The sequence below is a fragment of the Nocardioides jiangsuensis genome (assembly GCF_019679455.1).
In the GTDB taxonomy this organism is placed as follows: domain Bacteria; phylum Actinomycetota; class Actinomycetes; order Propionibacteriales; family Nocardioidaceae; genus Nocardioides_C; species Nocardioides_C jiangsuensis.
Map to the genome: position 1 here is coordinate 1,716,471 of NZ_JAIEZQ010000001.1, position 18,770 is coordinate 1,735,240.

Genomic DNA, 18,770 nt, shown 5'->3' on the forward strand with positions numbered 1-18,770 from the left:
CAGGATGGGCCCCATGAGTGACTACCAGGCTGCAGGCGACCGCTACGACACGATGGAGTACCGCCACACGGGCAAGAGCGGGCTCAAGCTCCCCGTCATCTCGCTGGGGCTGTGGCAGAACTTCGGCGACGACAAGCCCGGCGAGGTGCAGCGGGCGATCCTGCGCCGTGCGTTCGACCGCGGCGTGACCCACTTCGACCTCGCGAACAACTACGGTCCGCCGTACGGCCAGGCCGAGACCAACTTCGGGCACTTCCTCAAGCAGGACCTGATGCCCTACCGCGACGAGCTGGTGATCTCCACGAAGGCCGGCTACGACATGTGGCCGGGGCCGTACGGCCAGGGCGGCGGCTCGCGCAAGTACGTGCTGGCCAGCCTCGACCAGTCGCTGACCAGGATGGGCCTCGACTACGTGGACATCTTCTACAGCCACCGCTTCGACCCCGAGACGCCGGTCGAGGAGACGATGATGGCGCTCGACCACGCGGTGCGCTCCGGCAAGGCGCTGTACGCCGGTATCTCCTCGTACTCCGCGAAGCGGACCCACGAGGCCGCCTCGATCGCGCGGGACCTCGGGACCCCGCTGCTGATCCACCAGCCGTCGTACAGCATGCTCAACCGCTGGATCGAGGAGGAGCTGCTCGACGAGCTCGAGGAGCAGGGCATGGGCTGCATCGTGTTCACCGCGCTCGCGCAGGGGCTGCTCACCGACCGCTACCTCGAGGGCGTGCCCGAGGACTCCCGGGCCGCGCGCAACGGCTCGCTGCGCCCCGAGCACCTCGACGAGGACGTGCTGCGCCACGTGCGGGCGCTCAACGAGGTCGCTCGGTCGCGGGGCCAGAGGCTGGCGCAGATGGCGCTGCAGTGGGCGGTACGCGACCCGCGGGTCACCTCCGCGGTCATCGGGGCCTCCTCGGTGGACCAGCTCGACGTGAACCTCGACGCGCTGAACGGGGCCCCGTTCACCGACGAGGAGCTCGCCCTGATCGACCTGGACGCCGTCGACGCGGACATCAACCTGTGGGCGGAGTCCGCCAGGCACTGACCTTCGGCCCCTGCTGACCGACGGTGAAGTGGTGCATGATCGGCTCATGACCAAGTTCGTGTACGCGTTCTCCGAGGGCAGCAAGGACCAGAAGGACCTGCTCGGGGGCAAGGGGGCCAACCTCGCCGAGATGGCGAACCTCGGTCTGCCGGTCCCTCCCGGGTTCATCATCAGCACCGAGGCCTGCCGGGCCTACCTGGCCGAGGGGCGGGAGCCGGACGCGCTCGCGGCCGAGGTCGCCGAGCACCTCGCGGCGCTGGAGAAGACGATGGGCAAGGCCCTCGGGCAGCCCGACGACCCGCTGCTGGTCTCGGTGCGCTCGGGGGCCAAGTTCTCCATGCCCGGGATGATGGAGACCGTCCTCAACATCGGCCTTAACGACGAGTCGGTGCACGGGCTCGCGGCGCGGGCGGGCGACGAGCGCTTCGCCTACGACTCCTACCGCCGGCTGCTGACGATGTTCGGCAAGACCGTGCTCGGGATGGAGGGTCACCTCTTCGAGGACGAGATGGACGCCCGCAAGGCGCAGCGTGGGTCGACGAGCGACCTCGACCTGACCGCCGAGGACTACCGGGAGCTCGTCACGACGTACCAGCGGCTGATCAAGGAGCACACGGGCGCGGAGTTCCCGCAGGACCCGCGCGAGCAGCTCGACCTCGCGGTGCGTGCGGTCTTCGACTCCTGGAACACCGAGCGTGCGGTGCTCTACCGCCGCCAGGAGCGGATCCCCTCCGACCTCGGCACCGCGGTCAGCGTGGTGGCGATGGTCTTCGGCAACGTCGGCCAGGACTCCGGCACCGGGGTCGCCTTCACCCGCGACCCGGCCTCGGGCGCGCAGGGGGTCTACGGCGACTACTTGCAGAACGCCCAGGGCGAGGACGTGGTGGCCGGCATCCGGAACACGGTGCCGCTCGCCGACCTCGAGCGGATCGACAAGCCGGCGTACGACGACCTGATGCGGATCATGGAGACGCTGGAGGGCCACTACCAGGACCTCTGCGACATCGAGTTCACCGTCGAGCGCGGCAAGCTGTGGATGCTGCAGACCCGGATCGGCAAGCGCACCGCGGAGGCGGCGTTCCGGATCGCCACCCAGCTCGTCGACCAGGGCCTGATCGACATGGACGAGGCGGTACGCCGGGTGAACGGCGCGCAGCTCGCGCAGCTGATGTTCCCGCGCTTCGACAGCGACGCGGAGCGGACCCTCCTCGCGACGGGGATGAACGCCTCCCCGGGCGCCGCGGTCGGGAAGGCGGTCTTCGACTCCACGACCGCCGTCGAGTGGGCCGAGCGGGGCCACGACGTGATCCTGGTCCGCCGCGAGACCAACCCCGACGACCTCAAGGGCATGGTCGCGGCCAAGGGCATCCTGACCAGCCGCGGCGGCAAGACGTCGCACGCGGCCGTCGTCGCGCGCGGCATGGGCCGCACCTGCGTCTGCGGCGCGGACGCCCTCGACGTGGACGTGAAGAACAAGCGGTTCACCAGCCTCGACGGGGTCCGGGTCGAGGAGGGGGACGTGATCTCCATCGACGGCACAACCGGTGAGGTCTTCGCCGGGGAGGTGCCCGTGGTGGACAGCCTCGTCGTGCGGCACTTCGAGGGCGACGAGACCGCGGAGGGCGACGAGCTCGTGCTCGCGGTGGAGCGGGTGATGGCGCACGCCGACGAGTCCCGGCGGCTCGGGGTCCGCGCGAACGCCGACACCCCGGAGGACGCGGCGCGGGCCCGCCGCTTCGGCGCGCAGGGGATCGGCCTGTGCCGCACCGAGCACATGTTCCTCGGCGACCGGAAGGCGCTCGTGGAGCACCTGATCATCGCGGAGAGCGAGCAGGAGCAGGAGGAGGCGCTCTCGGCGCTGCTGCCCCTGCAGCGGTCGGACTTCATCGGCATCCTCGAGGCGATGGACGGCCTGCCCGTCACGATCCGGCTGATCGACCCGCCGCTGCACGAGTTCCTCCCCGACTACACCGACCTCTCCGTGCAGGTGGCCATGGAGGACGACCACGACCGGCGCGACAGCAAGCACCACAAGCTGCTCGACGCGGTGCGCCGGCTGCACGAGCAGAACCCGATGCTGGGGCTGCGCGGCGTCCGGCTCGGCATCGTCATCCCCGGCCTGTTCAAGATGCAGGCCCGGGCGATCCTCGAGGCGACCGCGGAGCGGAAGAAGGCCGGGGGAGACCCGCAACCGGAGATCATGATCCCGCTGGTGGCCGCCGTCCAGGAGCTGGAGCTGGTCAAGGCCGACATCGTGCAGGTCGCCGCGGCCGTCGAGGACGAGACCGGGGTCGACCTGGACTTCAAGGTGGGCACGATGATCGAGCTGCCGCGGGCGGTGATGGCCGCGGGTGAGATCGCCGAGGCCGCGGAGTTCTTCTCCTTCGGCACCAACGACCTGACCCAGATGACCTGGGGCTTCTCCCGCGACGACGTCGAGGCGTCGTTCTTCGGCAGGTACCTCGAGAAGGGCATCTTCGGGGTGTCGCCGTTCGAGACCCTCGACCGCGACGGCGTCGGCCAGCTGGTGCGGATCGCGGTGGAGCGGGGCCGGGCGACCCGGCCGGACCTGCACCTCGGGGTGTGCGGCGAGCACGGCGGCGACCCGGACTCGATCCACTTCTTCGACGACGCCGGGCTCGACTACGTCTCCTGCTCACCGTTCCGGGTGCCGGTGGCGCGGCTCGAGGCCGGGCGGGCCACCTCCATCGGGGAGCTGAGCGACTCCGCCTGACCTGCGGGTGGGTGGCTCGGTCGCCAGGAACAGCAGCCCGAACAGCAGCAGGGGAGCGGCCACCACCGTCGCCGACGCCCGGGGTGCCCCGCCCAGGGCGCCGATGGCCAGGGCCATCCCGGTCACGAGCAGCAGCAGGCCCGCCCGGCCGGGGCGATGCAGGCCTAGGAACGCCAGCGGGATGCTGGTCGCGAACGCCGCGACCGTCGCCACCGGGCCCACCTCGTCCTGCGGGACCAGGCCGGTGAGCGACTCCACGACCACGAGCGCCGCGACGGCGAGGGTCACGATCGGCAGCACCCGCTCGGCGGACGCCGGCCGCAGCAGCGCGAACACGCTCAGCGCGGCGGCCGGGACCACCCAGGCGGCGGCGACCACCACCGCCGCCCACCCGCCGGGGTCGGCGAAGGTCTCGCCGAGCACCAACGCCGAGCCGAGCAGCAGGAACAGCGACATCAGCGCGAACACCGTGTACCGCGCCCAGCGGCGCCCGTCGGTGCCTCTCGTCGTCCCGTCGTTCATCGCGCCCGGCTCCTTCCCCTCCCGCGCGGTGGGCGCCTCCGGCGCGACTGTCGGCCGGGAGCGCTCCTCCCCGGTTCCAGCATCGCGCCGGCCGGCGGTGGCGGGTCAGGGCCGTTCGTCCGCGCGGCGTCGGCCAAGGTCCTGTCGGTCCGTGCGGCGGGGGCGCGGGCGCCGTACGGCGTGCATGCGCCCTGGCCGCGGCCGCGGTACCGGCGATATTGCGGTGCGCGCAGGGGTGCCGCTGGGGGAGGATGCTCCGTTGTGGGCCACGTCGACGTCGCAGGTGTCAGGTACGAGCTCCCGGACGGCCGGGTGCTCCTCGACGACGTCTCGTTCCGGGTGGGCGAGGGCGCGAAGGTGGCGCTCGTCGGCGCCAACGGTGCCGGCAAGACCACGCTGCTCCGGATCATCACCGGCGACCTCGCGCCGCACGCCGGGGCGGTGACCCGCACCGGCGGGCTCGGGGTGATGCGGCAGATGGTCACCCACGGCAACGAGGGGAAGACCGTCCACGACCTGCTGCTGTCGGTGTCCCCGCCGCGGGTCCGCGCCGCCGCCGACCAGGTCGCCGCGTGTGAGCTGGCGATGATGGACAGCGACGACGAGAAGACCCAGATGCGGTACGCCGCGGCGCTGTCGGAGTGGGCCGACGCCGGCGGGTACGACGTCGAGGTCACCTGGGACGTGTGCTGCACCTCCGCACTCGGCGTGCCCTACGACCGGGCGAAGTACCGCGAGCTGACCACCCTGTCCGGGGGTGAGCAGAAGCGCCTGGTGCTGGAGTTCCTGCTGCGCGGCCCCGACGAGGTGCTGCTCCTCGACGAGCCGGACAACTTCCTCGACGTCCCGGGCAAGACCTGGCTCGAGGACCGGATCAACGAGTCCGCCAAGACCATCCTCTACATCAGCCACGACCGGGAGATGCTCGCCAACACCGCCACCCGGGTGGTCACCGTCGAGCTCGGCGCCGCCGGCAACACCGTGTGGGTGCATCCCGCGGGGTTCGCGACCTACCACGAGGCGCGCCGGGAGCGGTTCGCCCGCTTCGAGGAGCTGCGCAAGCGCTGGGACGAGGAGCACGCCAAGCTCCGGGCGCTGATGCTGATGTACAAGCAGAAGGCCGCCTACAACTCCGACATGGCCTCGCGCTACCAGGCCGCGGTGACCCGGCTGCGCCGCTTCGAGGAGGCCGGGCCACCGCAGGCCCTCCCGCGCGAGCAACAGGTGACGATGCGGCTGCGCGGCGGCCGCACCGGCAAGCGCGCGGTGGTGTGCGAGGGGCTCGAGCTGACCGGGCTGATGAAGCCGTTCGACCTCGAGGTCTGGTACGGCGAGCGGGTGGCCGTGCTCGGCTCGAACGGCTCCGGGAAGTCGCACTTCCTACGGCTGCTCGCGGCCGGCGGCTCCGACCCGGACGTGGAGCACCGGCCGGTGGGCGAGGTGCCGGTGAAGCCGGTGGACCACACCGGCCGGGCCCGGCTGGGGGCGCGGGTGCGGCCGGGCTGGTTCGTGCAGACCCACGAGCACCCCGAGCTGATGGGCCGCACGCTGCTGGAGATCCTGCACCGCGGCGACGACCACCGCGACGGGATGCCGCGCGAGCAGGCCTCGCGGGCGCTGGACCGCTACGAGCTCGCGCACGCCGCCGAGCAGCGGTTCGAGTCGCTCTCCGGGGGACAGCAGGCGCGGTTCCAGATCCTGCTGCTCGAGCTGTCCGGGGCGACCCTGCTGCTCCTCGACGAGCCGACCGACAACCTCGACGTGGAGTCCGCCGAGGCGCTGGAGGAGGGGCTGGAGGCGTTCGAGGGCACGGTGGTCGCGGTGACGCACGACCGCTGGTTCGCCCGCCGGTTCGACCGGTTCCTGGTGTACGGCGCCGACGGGTCGGTCTACGAGTCCGACGGGCCGGTGTGGGACGAGGGACGGGTGCAGCGGGCCCGCTGACGGGCGGGGCTCACTCCTCGAGGACGCGCAGCCGCTCGCAGCCGGACAGCACGTCGAGCGGGTCCCGCGGGCCGAACCAGACGACGAGGTCGCCCCCGGGGCCGCAGTCGACGGAGTCGCGGGCGTCGTCGTCCTCGAGCCGCACCTCGTCGTCGCCGGTGTCCGCGCGCACCCGGTCCACGCCGTCCTGCGCGGCGAGCGTGTCGTCGCCGCGGCCGCCGTCGAGCAGGTCCCGGTCGCCCTTCGTGACCGGGCCGCCGAACTGGCCGATGGTGAAGTCGGTGAGCGCGTCGGCACCGCCACCCCCGCGCACCACGTCGTCGCCGGGCCCGCCGGCCATGCTGTCGGCCCCGGGGCCCCCGAGCACGACGTCGCGCCCGCTCTCGCCGTCGAGGTAGTCGCGGCCGGCCCCGCCGTACAGCCGGTCGCGTCCGGGCCCGCCAGCACCGGTGTCCCGCCCGTCGCGGCCGAGCAGCAGGTCGTCGCCCTCCCCGCCGTCGAGCCGGTCACCGCCGGGTCCGCCGTGCACCCGGTCGTCGTCGCGCTGGCCGCGGAGCCGGTCCGCACCGGCGCCGCCGAGCAGGTCGTCGTCCCCGGCGAGGGCGCGGACGACGTCATCGCCGCCCCGGGCCCGCAGCGTGTCGGCGGCGGGGGTGCCGCGCAGCACCTCGCCCTGGCCGGTGCCCGTGACGACGTCGGCGCTCGCGGCGGGGGCGGCGAGCACGGCCGTGGCGGTGAGCAGGGCGGTCGCGAGACGTCTCATCGGGCTCTCCCCCTGGCGTGGACGCGGGATCCTTCCCCCGACTGTGCGTCCACCTCGCGCCGGGTCGCCAGGGCCGAAGGTCATCGCCCCTGAAAGACACGTCGCAAGACCTTGCAGGGGTTGTCAGATTCTTGCTGGATGGTGTTGAGTGTGGTCCGGCTCACCCTGGTTCGAGCCGGTTCGTCACGTTCCTCCCCCTCGGATGTCTGGAGCCCTCGTGCTGCGTCGCACCCCTCGCACGGCCCGTCCCACCCCCAGCCCCACCCGGGCCCCCGCCGCGGCGCTCGCGGCGCTGGTGGCCGCCTCCACGCTGGTCGTCCCGGTCGCCGCCGCCGGCCCGGCCGCGGCGGACCACACCGACCTGCCGCAGAGCGTGACCCTGGTCGGGTCGCTCCAGGACGAGCTCGGCTGCGAGAGCGACTGGCGGCCGGCCTGCGAGGCGACCGGGCTGCGCCCCGTGGACGGGCCGGGCTCCACGACGTACGACGCGGTCTTCACCGTCCCGGCGGGCAGCTACGAGCTCAAGGTGGCCCTCGACGGTTCGTGGGAGGAGAGCTACGGCGGCGGGGGAGACGGCAGCGCCAACCTGCCGCTGCACCTCGAGCACGCCGCGTCGCTCCGGTTCAGCTACGACCACGCCACGCACGCGGTGGCGTTCGCCCCGGCGGAGCAGCCGTCCGGCGAGGTCACCCCGGCCGACGAACGCCTGGCCGGAACCTCGCTGCGCCAGCCCACGTCGCGCGAGAACTTCTACTTCGTGATGGCCGACCGGTTCGCCAACGGCGACCCCGGCAACGACACCGGCGGCCTCGAGGGCGACCGGCTCACGACCGGCCTCGACCCCGAGGACAAGGGCTTCTACCACGGCGGCGACATCGCCGGCCTGACCGAGAAGCTCGACTACATCGAGGGCCTCGGCACCAGCGCGATCTGGCTGACCCCGTCCTTCCGGAACCGCCCGGTCCAGGGCACCGGTGAGAACGCCTCGGCCGGGTACCACGGCTACTGGATCACCGACTTCACCCGGATCGACCCGCACTTCGGCACCAACGCCGAGCTCGAGGCGTTCATCGACAAGGCGCACGCCCGCGGGATCAAGGTCTTCTTCGACATCATCACCAACCACACCGCGGACGTCGTCGACTACGAGGAGCAGCGCTACTCCTACGTCAGCAAGGAGACCTCGCCCTACCGGGACGCCTCGGGAACGGAGTTCGACGACGCCGACCACGCGGGCCGGGACTCCTTCCCCGAGCTCGACGCCGAGACCTCCTTCCCCTACACGCCGGTCTTCCGCACCGACGCCGACCGCACGGTGAAGGAGCCGGCCTGGCTCAACGACCCGACGAACTACCACAACCGGGGCGACTCCACCTTCGCCGGCGAGTCCTCGACGTACGGCGACTTCGTGGGCCTCGACGACCTCTTCACCGAGAAGCCCGAGGTCGTCGACGGGATGACCGACATCTACAAAAGCTGGGTCGACTTCGGCATCGACGGCTTCCGGATCGACACCGTCAAGCACGTGAACATGGAGTTCTGGCAGGAGTTCGCCCCCGCCATCGCCGAGGAGGCCCGACGGGTCGGCAACGACGACTTCTTCGCCTTCGGCGAGGTCTACGAGGCCGACCCGAAGGTCACCTCGACCTACACCACCACCGGCCGGCTCGACGCCACGCTCGACTTCGGCTTCCAGTCCGCGGGGGTCGGCTTCGCCCAGGGCAGGCCCACCACCGGTCTGCGCGACTTCTTCGCCGGGGACGACTACTACACCGACACCGACTCGAACGCCTACGCACTGCCGACCTTCCTCGGCAACCACGACATGGGCCGGGTCGGCTCGTTCCTCGCCGGCGGCGCCGGCGGCGACGAGCTGCTCCGCCGCGACCAGCTCGCCCACACGCTGATGTACCTCACCCGCGGCCAGCCGGTCGTCTACTACGGCGACGAGCAGGGCTTCACCGGCGACGGCGGCGACAAGGACGCCCGGCAGGACATGTTCGCGAGCCGGGTGCCGTCGTACAACGACGACGACCTCATCGGCACCGACGCCACCACGGCGGAGGCCAACTTCGACACCGCGCACCCGCTGTACCGCCGGATCGCCGAGCTCGCCGCGCTCCGCGAGCGGTACCCGGCGCTGGCCGACGGCGCCCAGCTGCACCGCTACGCGAGCGGCCGCGCCGGGATCTACGCGTTCAGCCGGATCTCGCCCGAGGAGAACCGCGAGTACGTCGTCGCGGTCAACAACGCCGCGACGGAGCAGCGCGCCTCCTTCGGCACCCTGATGGAGCGGGGCACGTTCAAGCAGGTGTGGCCGGCCACCGGCACGTCCACCAGGTCCGACCGGGAGGGCCGCCTCGACGTCACCGTCCCGCCGCTGTCCGCGGTCGTGCTGCGCGCGGCCGGCACCGTCGCCGAGCGGGAGGCCGCGCCCGCCGCGTACTTCCGCACCCCCAGCGCCGGCGGCACCGTCGGCGGTCGCCAGGAGGTGGCGGTCTCCGTCCCCGAGGGCGGCTTCAACCAGGTGAGCATCGCCTGGCGGCACGCCGGGGCCGACGACTGGACCGCGCTCGGCACCGACGACAACGCCCCCTACCGCGTCTTCCACGACCTCTCCGGCCTGCCGCAGGGCACGCTGCTGGAGTACCGCGCGGTGCTCCGGGACAGCACGGGCAACCTGTCGGTCGCCTCGACCTACGCCACGGTCGGCAAGCCCGCCTCCGGCGGCGGTGGCGGCGACACCGGCGGTGGCGGCCCGGTCACCCAGCCCTCCGCGGTCTCCATGCCCGGCTCGCACAACGGCGAGATCGGCTGCGCGGGGGACTGGATGCCCGCCTGTGACGAGGCGCAGATGTCCCTCGACCCGGCCGACTCGGTGTGGAAGGCCACCGTCGACGTGCCCGCCGGCACCTACGAGTACAAGGCCGCCATCGACCGCGGCTGGGACGAGAACTACGGCGCCGGCGGCGCGCCCGGCGGGGCGAACATCCCGCTCGACGCCGCCGGGGGACCGGTCTCGTTCTACTACGACCACGCCACCCACTACGCCACCACCGACGCCGAGGGGCCGATCGTCACCGCCGCCGGCTCGTTCCAGGACGAGCTCGGCTGCCCCTCGGACTGGACCCCCGGGTGCATGGCGGCCTGGCTCCAGGACCCCGACGGCGACGGGACCTTCACGTTCGCGACGACCCGGCTCCCGGCCGGCTCGTACCAGGTGAAGGCCACGCATGGTCTGTCGTGGAACGAGAACTACGGGGCAGGAGGTGCGCCCGGTGGAGCGAACATCGACTTCGACGTCCCCTCGGACGGCGTGCAGGTGCTGTTCTCGTACGACGTCGCCAGCCACGTGCTGACCGTCTCCAGTCGAGCCGCGGGGGCCAGCCCGGACCTGTCGAAGCAGGAGGCGCAGTGGCTGCGCGAGGGCATCGTGGCGTGGAACGTGAGCGACCCGGCCGCCCGCCGCTACCGGCTGCACTGGTCCCCGGACGCCGACCTGGCGGTCGACGCCGAGGCGGTCACCGGCGGTGACTCCGTGCCGCTGACCTACGACCCGCAGGGTCTCCCGGCCGACGTGCTCGCCGACTTCCCGCACCTCGAGGACTACGAGGCGTTCCGGCTCTCCGACCAGGACCGCAAGCTCGTCCCGGACATGCTCCGCGGCCAGCTCGCCGTGGCGTCGTACGACGAGGCGGGGCTGCTCGTCGACGCCACCGGGGTGCAGGTCCCGGGCGTGCTCGACGACGTGTACGGCGACGCCCGCGACCGTGCCCTCGGGGTGACCTGGGCCCGCGGCGTCCCGTCGTTCGCGCTGTGGGCGCCGACCGCCCGCGACGTCGACCTGCTCGTCTGGGCCGACGGCGCCGCCGAGCCCGCGCGGGTCCCGATGGACCGCCGGCCGGACGGGTCCTGGACCGCGCCCGGCCGCGCCGGGTGGAAGGGCGCCTCCTACCTCTACGAGGTCGAGGTCTACGCCCCGGCCACCGGCGGGATCGAGCGGAACCGGGTCACCGACCCCTACTCGGTCGCGCTGACCACCAACTCCGCACGCTCGGTCGTCGCGGACCTCGCCGACCCGGCCCTGAAGCCGAGCGGCTGGTCGGCGCTCCAGGCGCCGAGGCTCGCCCAGGACGAGGACCGCAACGTCTACGAGCTGCACGTGCGCGACTTCTCCATCGGCGACACCTCCGTCCCCGCGGGGGAGCGCGGCACCTACCGCGCCTTCGCGCGCGCCGGCTCGGACGGGATGCGCCACCTGCGCACGCTCGCGGAGGCGGGGCTGAACACCGTGCACCTGCTGCCGGCGTTCGACATCGCCACCATCGAGGAGCGTCGCGGCGAGCAGGCCACGCCGGGCTGTGACCTCGCGTCGTACGCCCCGGACTCCGAGGAGCAGCAGCGCTGCGTGGACGAGGTCCGCGGGAAGGACGGCTTCAACTGGGGCTACGACCCGCTGCACTACACCGCGCCGGACGGCTCCTACGCCACCGACCCGGAGGGCACGCGGCGCACATTGGAGTTCCGGGAGATGGTCCAGGGCCTCAACGGCGCCGGCCTGCAGGTGGTCATGGACGTGGTCTACAACCACACCGCGGCCTCGGGCCAGGACGCGAAGTCGGTGCTCGACAAGGTGGTCCCCGGCTACTACCACCGGCTCTCGGCGACCGGCGCGGTCGAGACGTCGACGTGCTGCGCGAACACCGCGAGCGAGCACGCGATGATGGAGAAGCTGATGATCGACTCCGTGCTCACCTGGGCGCGGGAGTACAAGGTCAACGGCTTCCGCTTCGACCTGATGGGCCACCACTCGAAGCAGAACATGCTCAACCTCCGCGCCGCCCTCGACCGGCTCACCGTGCGCCGCGACGGCGTCGACGGCAAGGCCATCTACCTGTACGGCGAGGGCTGGAACTTCGGCGAGGTCGCCGACGACGCCCGCTTCGAGCAGGCCACCCAGGCCAACCTCGGCGGCACCGGGATCGGGTCGTTCTCCGACCGGCTCCGCGACGCCGTGCGCGGGGGAGGGCCCTTCGACGAGGACCCGCGGGTCCAGGGCTTCGCCTCGGGCCTGTTCACCGACCCGAACGGGGCGGCGGTCAACGGCACCGAGCAGGAGCAGCGCGAGCGGCTGCTGCACGCCCAGGACCTGGTCAAGCTCGGCCTGGCCGGGAACCTGGCGGACTTCACCTTCACCGACTCCTCTGGACGTGAGGTGTCCGGCCGCGAGGTGGACTACAACGGGTCGCCCGCCGGCTACGCCGAGGACCCCAGCGAGACGGTGACCTACGTCGACGCCCACGACAACGAGACGATCTTCGACACCCTGACGATGAAGCTGCCCACGGGTACGTCGATGCGCGACCGGGTCCGGATGAACACCCTGGCGCTCTCGACCACCGCGTTCTCCCAGGGGGTCGTGTTCTGGCACGCGGGCGCGGACATCCTCCGCTCGAAGTCGCTGGACCGGAACTCCTACGACTCCGGCGACTGGTTCAACCGCGTGGACTGGACCCGGCAGGAGAACACCTTCGGTTCCGGCCTTCCGCCCGAGGCCGACAACGGCGCGAAGTGGAAGTACATGGCGCCGCTGCTCGGCGACGAGGCGCTGCGCCCCGGCGCCGAGGACATGGACGCCGCGCACGCGGCGGCCGCGGACCTGCTCCGGATCCGGATGTCGACACCGCTGTTCCGCCTCGGCAGCGCAGCCGCGATCCAGCAGAAGGTGTCGTTCCCGCAGGCCGCGCCGGGTGTCGTCGCGATGCACGTGGACGACACCGCGGGCGAGGACGCCGATCCGGCCCTGCGCGACGTGCTCGTCGTCCTCAACGCCTCACCGGGCGAGCAGACCGTGTCCTCGGTCGGCGACGGGTGGACCCTGCACCCGGTCCAGACCTCCGGCTCGGACCCGGTCGTGCGGCGGTCGTCGGCGGCCGGCGGCGCGGTCACCGTTCCGGGCCGGACCGCCGCGGTGTTCGTGCGGCGGTGACACCCCACCGGAGACAGGGGACCTTCGGCCCTGTCTCCGGTGGGGTCGTTCGGGACTGAATGGGGGACATGGCCCGCTCCCGAGTCGTCTCGTTCGAACGTGACCGGAAAGCCGCGGCAGCCCTGGCCGAGCACCACGTCGGCATGCTCGCGACCCTCGACGGTCACGTCGAGGCGCTGGTCGCCGCCGTCGCGCTCGCCCACGCCGGGGACGTGGACACGGTCCGGCTCGAGCTCACCGCATGGTGCCGCGCGGAGCTCCTGCCGCACGCCGCGGCCGAGGAGCGGGTGCTGTACCCGGTGGGCTACGCGGACCCCCGCGGCACCCTGCTGGTCGAGGGGATGCTCGCCGAGCACCAGATGATCCAGCGGCTGGTGACCGAGGTCGACGACACGGTGGACGCCGTGTACGCGGCCGCCACCGCGCACGCGCTGCGGCACGTGTTCGAGGCGCACATGGTCAAGGAGAACGACCTGCTGTTGCCGATGCTGGCCCGGTCCCCGCACGTGTCGCTCGCCGACATCGCCGCGGAGCCGCGCTCGCTCGCCGGCGTCACGGGCTAGGTCCGCCCGGCGGCGGAACTCGTCGCCGGACGGGGGACGTCGCCGGACCTCGGGGGACCCACGGACACGGCACGAGGCCCGCCCCCGACGTGCGGGGACGGACCTCGTGCCGTGCTCCGGGTTCTACCGCGAGACGGTCAGCGCCAGCGCTCCGCGGCCGGCACGAAGTCGCGCGTGCGGTGGCCGGTGTAGATCTGCTTCGGCCGGGCGATCTTCTGCTCCGGGTCCTGCACCAGCTCGAGCCACTGCGCCAGCCAGCCCGAGGTGCGGGGGATGGCGAACAGCACGGTGAACATCTCCGGCGGGAACTGCAGCGCCTCGTAGATCAGGCCGCTGTAGAAGTCCACGTTCGGGTAGAGCCGGCGCTTGACGAAGTACTCGTCCTCGAGCGCGATCTTCTCCAGCTCGACGGCGATCTTCAGCAGCGGGTTGACCCCGGTGACCTCGAAGACGTCGTCGCAGGCCTTCTTGATGATCGTGGCGCGCGGGTCGTGGTTCTTGTAGACCCGGTGCCCGAAGCCCATCAGGCGCTCCTTGCCGTTCTTCACGCCCTCGATGAACTCGGGGACCTTCTCCACCGAGCCGATCCGGCGCAGCATCCGCAGCACGGCCTCGTTGGCGCCACCGTGCAGCGGGCCGTAGAGCGCGCCGATGCCGGCGGTCACCGCGGAGTACGGGTCGACCTGGGTCGAGCCCACCGAGCGGACCGCGTTGGTCGAGGCGTTCTGCTCATGGTCGGCGTGCAGGATGAACAGCACCTCGAGGGCCCGGACCAGGCGCTCGTCGGCGCTGAACTTCGGCTCGCTCATCTTGAAGAGCATGGCGAGGAAGTTCGCGGCGTACCCGAGGTCGTTGTCCGGGTAGACGTACGGCTTGCCCTGCGCGTGACGGAAGGCCCAGGCGCCCAGCGTCGGCATCTTCGCGATGAGCCGGACGATCTGCATGTGCCGGTTGTCCGCGTCGGAGATGTTGCGCGACTCGGGGTAGAACGTCGACAGCGCGCCGACGGAGGCGAGCAGCATGCCCATGGGGTGGGCGTCGTACCGGAAGCCCTCCATGAAGTTCCGCACGTTCTCGTGGACGAACGTGTGGTAGGTGATCTCGTGGGCCCAGGTGTCGTACTGGTCCTTGGTCGGCAGCTCGCCGTGGATCAGGAGGTAGGCCACCTCGAGGTAGCTCGACTTCTCGGCGAGCTGCTCGATCGGGTAGCCGCGGTACTCCAGGATCCCCTTGTCGCCGTCGATGAAGGTGACCGAGCTCCGGCAGGAGGCGGTGTTGACGAACCCGGGGTCGTAGACCGCGAGGCCGGGGGCGTCCTCGGCGGTGCGGATCTTGCCGAGGTCGGCGGCCTTCACGGCGCCGTCGAGGATCGGTACGTCGTACTCCTGGCCGGTGCGGTTGTCGCGGACGGTCAGGGTCTCGCCGGACGTGGCGCCGGCGTTCTGGGTGGAAGCAGTGGCCGTACTGTCGGTCACGTCGGCTCCTCGCTGGTTTCGGGGCCCGGGGACGGGCACCGCTCGTGAGGTGCTCGCCGGGGGACGTCGTACTGTGGTGTCACACTGGTCAGTCCTACCTAACTTATGCCCGAAGCGTCCCCGGAGCGAAACCGGGGCCGTTTTGACCCTGGGCCGGGACCGCCGGTAGTCTTGACGGTCGCGGCACGTCGTATGCGTGGCACCCGGCGAGGTCTGACCCCGTCGCCACCGGCGAGCCGCCTGGCTCGCACCGCGAGCCGCTCCACCACTACCGATTCGATGAGAAGGCAAACATCCGTGCGTACGTACAGCCCGAAGCCCGCTGACATCCAGCGTGAGTGGCACGTCATCGACGCCACCGACGTGGTGCTCGGACGCCTCGCCGTCCAGACCGCGACGCTGCTTCGCGGTAAGCACAAGCCCACGTTTGCCCCGCACGTTGACGGTGGTGACTTCGTCATCATCATCAACGCCGACAAGGTGGCCCTGTCCGGCAACAAGAAGACCACCAAGATGGCCTACCGCCACTCGGGCTACCCGGGCGGTCTGTCGTCCACCCCGTTCGGTGAGCTGCTGGACAAGCACCCCCGCCGCGCCATCGAGAAGGCCGTCTGGGGCATGCTCCCCAAGAACCGCCTCGGCCGCCAGATGCTGAAGAAGCTGAAGGTGTACGCCGGCCCGGAGCACCCGCACCAGGCGCAGAAGGCCAAGCCCTTCGAGATCACCCAGGTCTCCCAGTAACTTCCCGATCGAGCACCACCCGTCGTTTTAAGTGAGGAACACCCGTGGCTGAGACCACTACCGAGAGCGCCGAGGAGACCTACGAGGTCAACGAGCAGGGCGTCGCCTACAGCTCCGAGAGCGCTCCTTCCGAGGACGCTCCCGCCCGCCCGGCGACCATTGCTCCCGCGTCGGCGACCGGCCGTCGCAAGGAGGCCGTCGCCCGCGTCCGCCTCGTCCCCGGCACCGGCCAGTGGACCGTCAACGGACGCCCGCTCGACAACTACTTCCCGAACAAGCTGCACCAGCAGGTCGTGAACGAGCCCTTCGTGAACACCGACCTGGTGGACCGCTTCGACGTGATCGCCCGCATCCACGGCGGCGGCATCACCGGCCAGGCCGGCGCACTGCGTCTCGGTGTGGCGCGTGCGCTCAACGCCATCGACGTCGAGGCGAACCGTCCGTCGCTCAAGAAGGCCGGGCTGCTCACCCGCGACGCCCGCGTGATCGAGCGCAAGAAGGCCGGTCTGAAGAAGGCCCGCAAGGCGCCCCAGTTCAGCAAGCGCTGACGCCCGCGTCTCTCGTGGGACGTCTTTTCGGCACCGACGGTGTCCGCGGTCTCGCCAACGGTCAGCTGACCGCCGAGCTCGCCGTGGACCTGTCGGTCGCCGCAGCACACGTACTCGGCGAGGCCGGTGTCTTCAACGGACACCGGCCCGTTGCCGTTGTCGGCCGCGACACCCGCGTCTCGGGGGAGTTCCTCGAGGCCGCGGTCGTGGCCGGTCTCGCGTCGGCCGGTGTCGACGTGCTCCTGCTCGGGGTCCTGCCCACCCCGGGGGTCGCGTACCTGACCGCCGAGCTCGGCGCCGACCTGGGCGTGATGCTCTCCGCCAGCCACAACCCGATGCCCGACAACGGCATCAAGTTCCTGGCCCGGGGCGGGGTCAAGCTCGACGACGCGATCGAGATCGCCATCGAGAAGCGGCTGCGTGAGCCCTGGGACCGGCCGACCGGCGCCGGCGTGGGCCGGGTGCGGCCCTTCGACTCCGCGGTCGACCTCTACGCCAAGCACCTCACCGAGACTCTGCCCCGGGGCCTCGACGGGATCAGGGTCGTCCTCGACTGCGCCCACGGCGCCGCGTCCGAGGCCGGGCCCCGCGCCCTGCGCGACGCCGGTGCCGAGGTGGTCGCGATCTGCGCCGAGCCCGACGGGCTCAACATCAACGAGGGTTGCGGCTCCACGCACCTCGGCGTGCTCCAGCGGGCCGTCGTCGAGCGGGGCGCCGACGTCGGCTTCGCTCTCGACGGGGACGCCGACCGCTGCCTGGCCGTGGACCACGAGGGCAACGTCGTCGACGGCGACCAGATCCTGGCCATCCTGGCGCTCGCGATGCGCGACGCCGGCACGCTCCACGCCGACACCGTGGTCGCCACCGTGATGAGCAACCTCGGCTTCGTGCAGGCCATGCGCCGCGAGGGCGTCGGGGTCCGTCAGACCAAGGTCGGGGACCGCTACGTCCTCGAGATGATGAAGGCCGGGCACTACTCCCTCGGCGGGGAGCAGTCCGGGCACGTGATCATGAGCGACCACGCCACCACCGGCGACGGCATCCTCACCGCCCTGCACGTGCTGGCCCGGATGGCCGAGAAGAACACGTCGCTGGCCGCGCTGGCCGGCGTGATGACCCGGCTGCCGCAGGTGCTGGTCAACGTCACCGGTGTCGACAAGGCCCGGACCGACGAGGACGCGCTGCTCGCGGCGGCCGTGGCCGAGGCCGAGGCGGAGCTCGGGGAGAGCGGCCGGGTGCTGCTGCGCCCGTCGGGCACGGAGCCGCTGGTCCGGGTGATGGTCGAGGCGGAGAGCGCCGACCAGGCCCAGGCGGTGGCCGACCGGCTCGCCGGCGTGGTCCGGACGCAGCTCGAGCTCTAGACGGCCCGTCGCCGGGCGGTGCCACGCTGCAGAGGAGCCTGTGATGGGACAGTTGGAGATCACCCCGCTCGACGCCGCGGACCCGGCGGCGATGGCGGCCTGGCACGCGGCGTACCACGCGGCCCACGTGGCCGGCCGGGCGTACAGCACGCCCTGGATGCTGGAGGAGATGCGCGCCGACCTCACCGCCGACCGGCCCGGCTCGCGCAGCCTCGGCTTCTCCGGGCACGTCGACGGGACGCTGGTGACCACCGGGCTGCTCGGGCTGCCGCTGATGGACAACCTGCACGCGGCCGACGTCGAGGTGCACACCCACCCCGCCCACCGGGGCCGCGGCCACGGCTCGCGGATGCTCGAGCACCTCGAGGGCGTCGCACGGGAGCACGGCCGCCGAACGCTGCGGTCCGAGGCGGCGACGCCGTACGCCGGGGCGGCTGACGGCAGCGGCCACCCCCACGCGGACTTCCTGCTGCACCGTGGCTTCACCTTCGCGCTCGGCAACGTGATGCGGGTCCTGGACCTGCCGGCCGACGAGCGGATGCTGCAGCGGCTGGCCGACGAGGCAGCGCCCCGGCACGCCGGTTACCGGATCCGTCAGTTCGCCGGACCCGTTCCCGAGGACATCGTCGAGCCGTTCGGGGCGCTGGTCGGTGCGGTGCAGACCGAGGCGCCGACGGGCGAGCTCGACGTGGAGCCGGAGGTCTTCGACGCGGCCCGGATCCGGGCCGACGAGGAGGTCTTCGCGGCGTCCGGGCGCACGAAGTACACCACCGTCGCGATCGCGCCCGACGGCACGGTGGTGGCGTTCTCGGAGGTCGCGGTGCCGGCGCACGACCCGGGACGGGTCTACCAGTGGGGCACCCTGGTGCTGCGCGAGCACCGCGGGCGCCGGCTGGGTCAGGCGACCAAGGCGCACAACCTGCTGTGGCTGCAGCGCGAACGTGCCGACCTGGCCCTGCTCGTCACCTACAACGCCGAGGTCAACCGGCACATGATCGCGGTGAACGAGGCGATGGGCTTCCGCCCGGTGGAGCGGCTGGGGGAGTACCAGCGCACCCTCGGCTGAGCGGGTCGTCGGGCCCGTC

At 71.9% G+C, this 18,770-nt stretch carries 12 protein-coding genes; 9 read left to right on the forward strand and 3 right to left on the reverse strand.

The window, feature by feature from the left end; genetic code table 11:
• The first annotated feature begins 13 nt into the window (after window positions 1-13).
• Together mgrA and ppdK are read left to right on the forward strand one after the other, a co-directional pair.
• Window positions 14-1,045 (forward strand): L-glyceraldehyde 3-phosphate reductase, encoded by a 1,032-nt coding sequence (mgrA, locus tag K1X13_RS08145; protein ID WP_221024422.1) that lies wholly within the window; start codon window positions 14-16, stop codon window positions 1,043-1,045.
• 46 nt (window positions 1,046-1,091) lie between these two features.
• Window positions 1,092-3,779 carry a pyruvate, phosphate dikinase gene (gene ppdK / locus K1X13_RS08150; RefSeq protein WP_221024423.1) on the forward strand — a complete coding sequence of 896 codons (2,688 nt, stop codon included), beginning with the start codon at window positions 1,092-1,094 and terminating at the stop codon, window positions 3,777-3,779.
• Here ppdK and K1X13_RS08155 read toward each other — a convergent pair.
• The gene (locus tag K1X13_RS08155) at window positions 3,702-4,301 is read right to left on the reverse strand and encodes a hypothetical protein (protein ID WP_221024424.1); all 600 of its coding nucleotides are present in this window, start codon (window positions 4,299-4,301) and stop codon (window positions 3,702-3,704) included. The genes ppdK and K1X13_RS08155 overlap by 78 nt on opposite strands.
• 261 nt (window positions 4,302-4,562) lie before the next feature.
• Here K1X13_RS08155 and K1X13_RS08160 point away from each other — a divergent pair, with 261 nt between their 5' ends.
• Window positions 4,563-6,245 carry an ABC-F family ATP-binding cassette domain-containing protein gene (locus K1X13_RS08160; protein WP_221024425.1) on the forward strand — a complete coding sequence of 561 codons (1,683 nt, stop codon included), beginning with the start codon at window positions 4,563-4,565 and terminating at the stop codon, window positions 6,243-6,245.
• 10 nt (window positions 6,246-6,255) lie between these two features.
• Here the strand turns inward: K1X13_RS08160 and K1X13_RS19640 are convergent, their stop codons facing one another.
• The gene (locus tag K1X13_RS19640) at window positions 6,256-7,008 is read right to left on the reverse strand and encodes a calcium-binding protein (protein ID WP_221024426.1); all 753 of its coding nucleotides are present in this window, start codon (window positions 7,006-7,008) and stop codon (window positions 6,256-6,258) included.
• A 202-nt stretch (window positions 7,009-7,210) separates the two neighbouring features.
• Here K1X13_RS19640 and pulA point away from each other — a divergent pair, with 202 nt between their 5' ends.
• Both pulA and K1X13_RS08175 read left to right on the forward strand, forming a co-directional pair.
• Complete coding sequence (pulA, locus tag K1X13_RS08170) at window positions 7,211-12,997, forward strand: pullulanase-type alpha-1,6-glucosidase (RefSeq protein ID WP_221024427.1); 5,787 nt, start codon at window positions 7,211-7,213, stop codon at window positions 12,995-12,997.
• Window positions 12,998-13,065: 68 nt separating this feature from the next.
• Complete coding sequence (locus tag K1X13_RS08175) at window positions 13,066-13,560, forward strand: hemerythrin domain-containing protein (protein WP_221024428.1); 495 nt, start codon at window positions 13,066-13,068, stop codon at window positions 13,558-13,560.
• A 137-nt stretch (window positions 13,561-13,697) separates the two neighbouring features.
• On the opposite strand, the gene K1X13_RS08180 is transcribed toward K1X13_RS08175, so the two are convergent.
• On the reverse strand, window positions 13,698-15,035 hold the full coding sequence (locus tag K1X13_RS08180) for a citrate synthase (RefSeq protein WP_221024429.1): 1,338 nt from the start codon (window positions 15,033-15,035) through the stop codon (window positions 13,698-13,700).
• 297 nt (window positions 15,036-15,332) lie between these two features.
• On the opposite strand from K1X13_RS08180, the gene rplM reads away from it, so the two are divergent.
• Genes rplM through K1X13_RS08200 form a run of 4 tightly spaced genes read left to right on the forward strand, consistent with a single transcriptional unit; the run spans window position 15,333 to window position 18,751 of the window.
• Complete coding sequence (gene rplM, locus K1X13_RS08185) at window positions 15,333-15,776, forward strand: 50S ribosomal protein L13 (protein ID WP_221024430.1); 444 nt, start codon at window positions 15,333-15,335, stop codon at window positions 15,774-15,776.
• Between the two features lie 44 nt (window positions 15,777-15,820).
• Window positions 15,821-16,324, forward strand: coding sequence for a 30S ribosomal protein S9 (rpsI, locus tag K1X13_RS08190; protein WP_221024431.1), 504 nt, complete (start codon window positions 15,821-15,823; stop codon window positions 16,322-16,324).
• A gap of 14 nt (window positions 16,325-16,338) precedes the next feature.
• Entirely contained in the window at window positions 16,339-17,685 is a 1,347-nt protein-coding gene (gene glmM, locus K1X13_RS08195; protein ID WP_221024432.1) for a phosphoglucosamine mutase, read from the forward strand.
• 43 nt (window positions 17,686-17,728) lie between these two features.
• A complete protein-coding gene (locus K1X13_RS08200; protein WP_221024433.1) occupies window positions 17,729-18,751 on the forward strand; it encodes a GNAT family N-acetyltransferase in 1,023 nt (340 codons plus the stop codon).
• The last annotated feature ends 19 nt before the right edge of the window (window positions 18,752-18,770 follow it).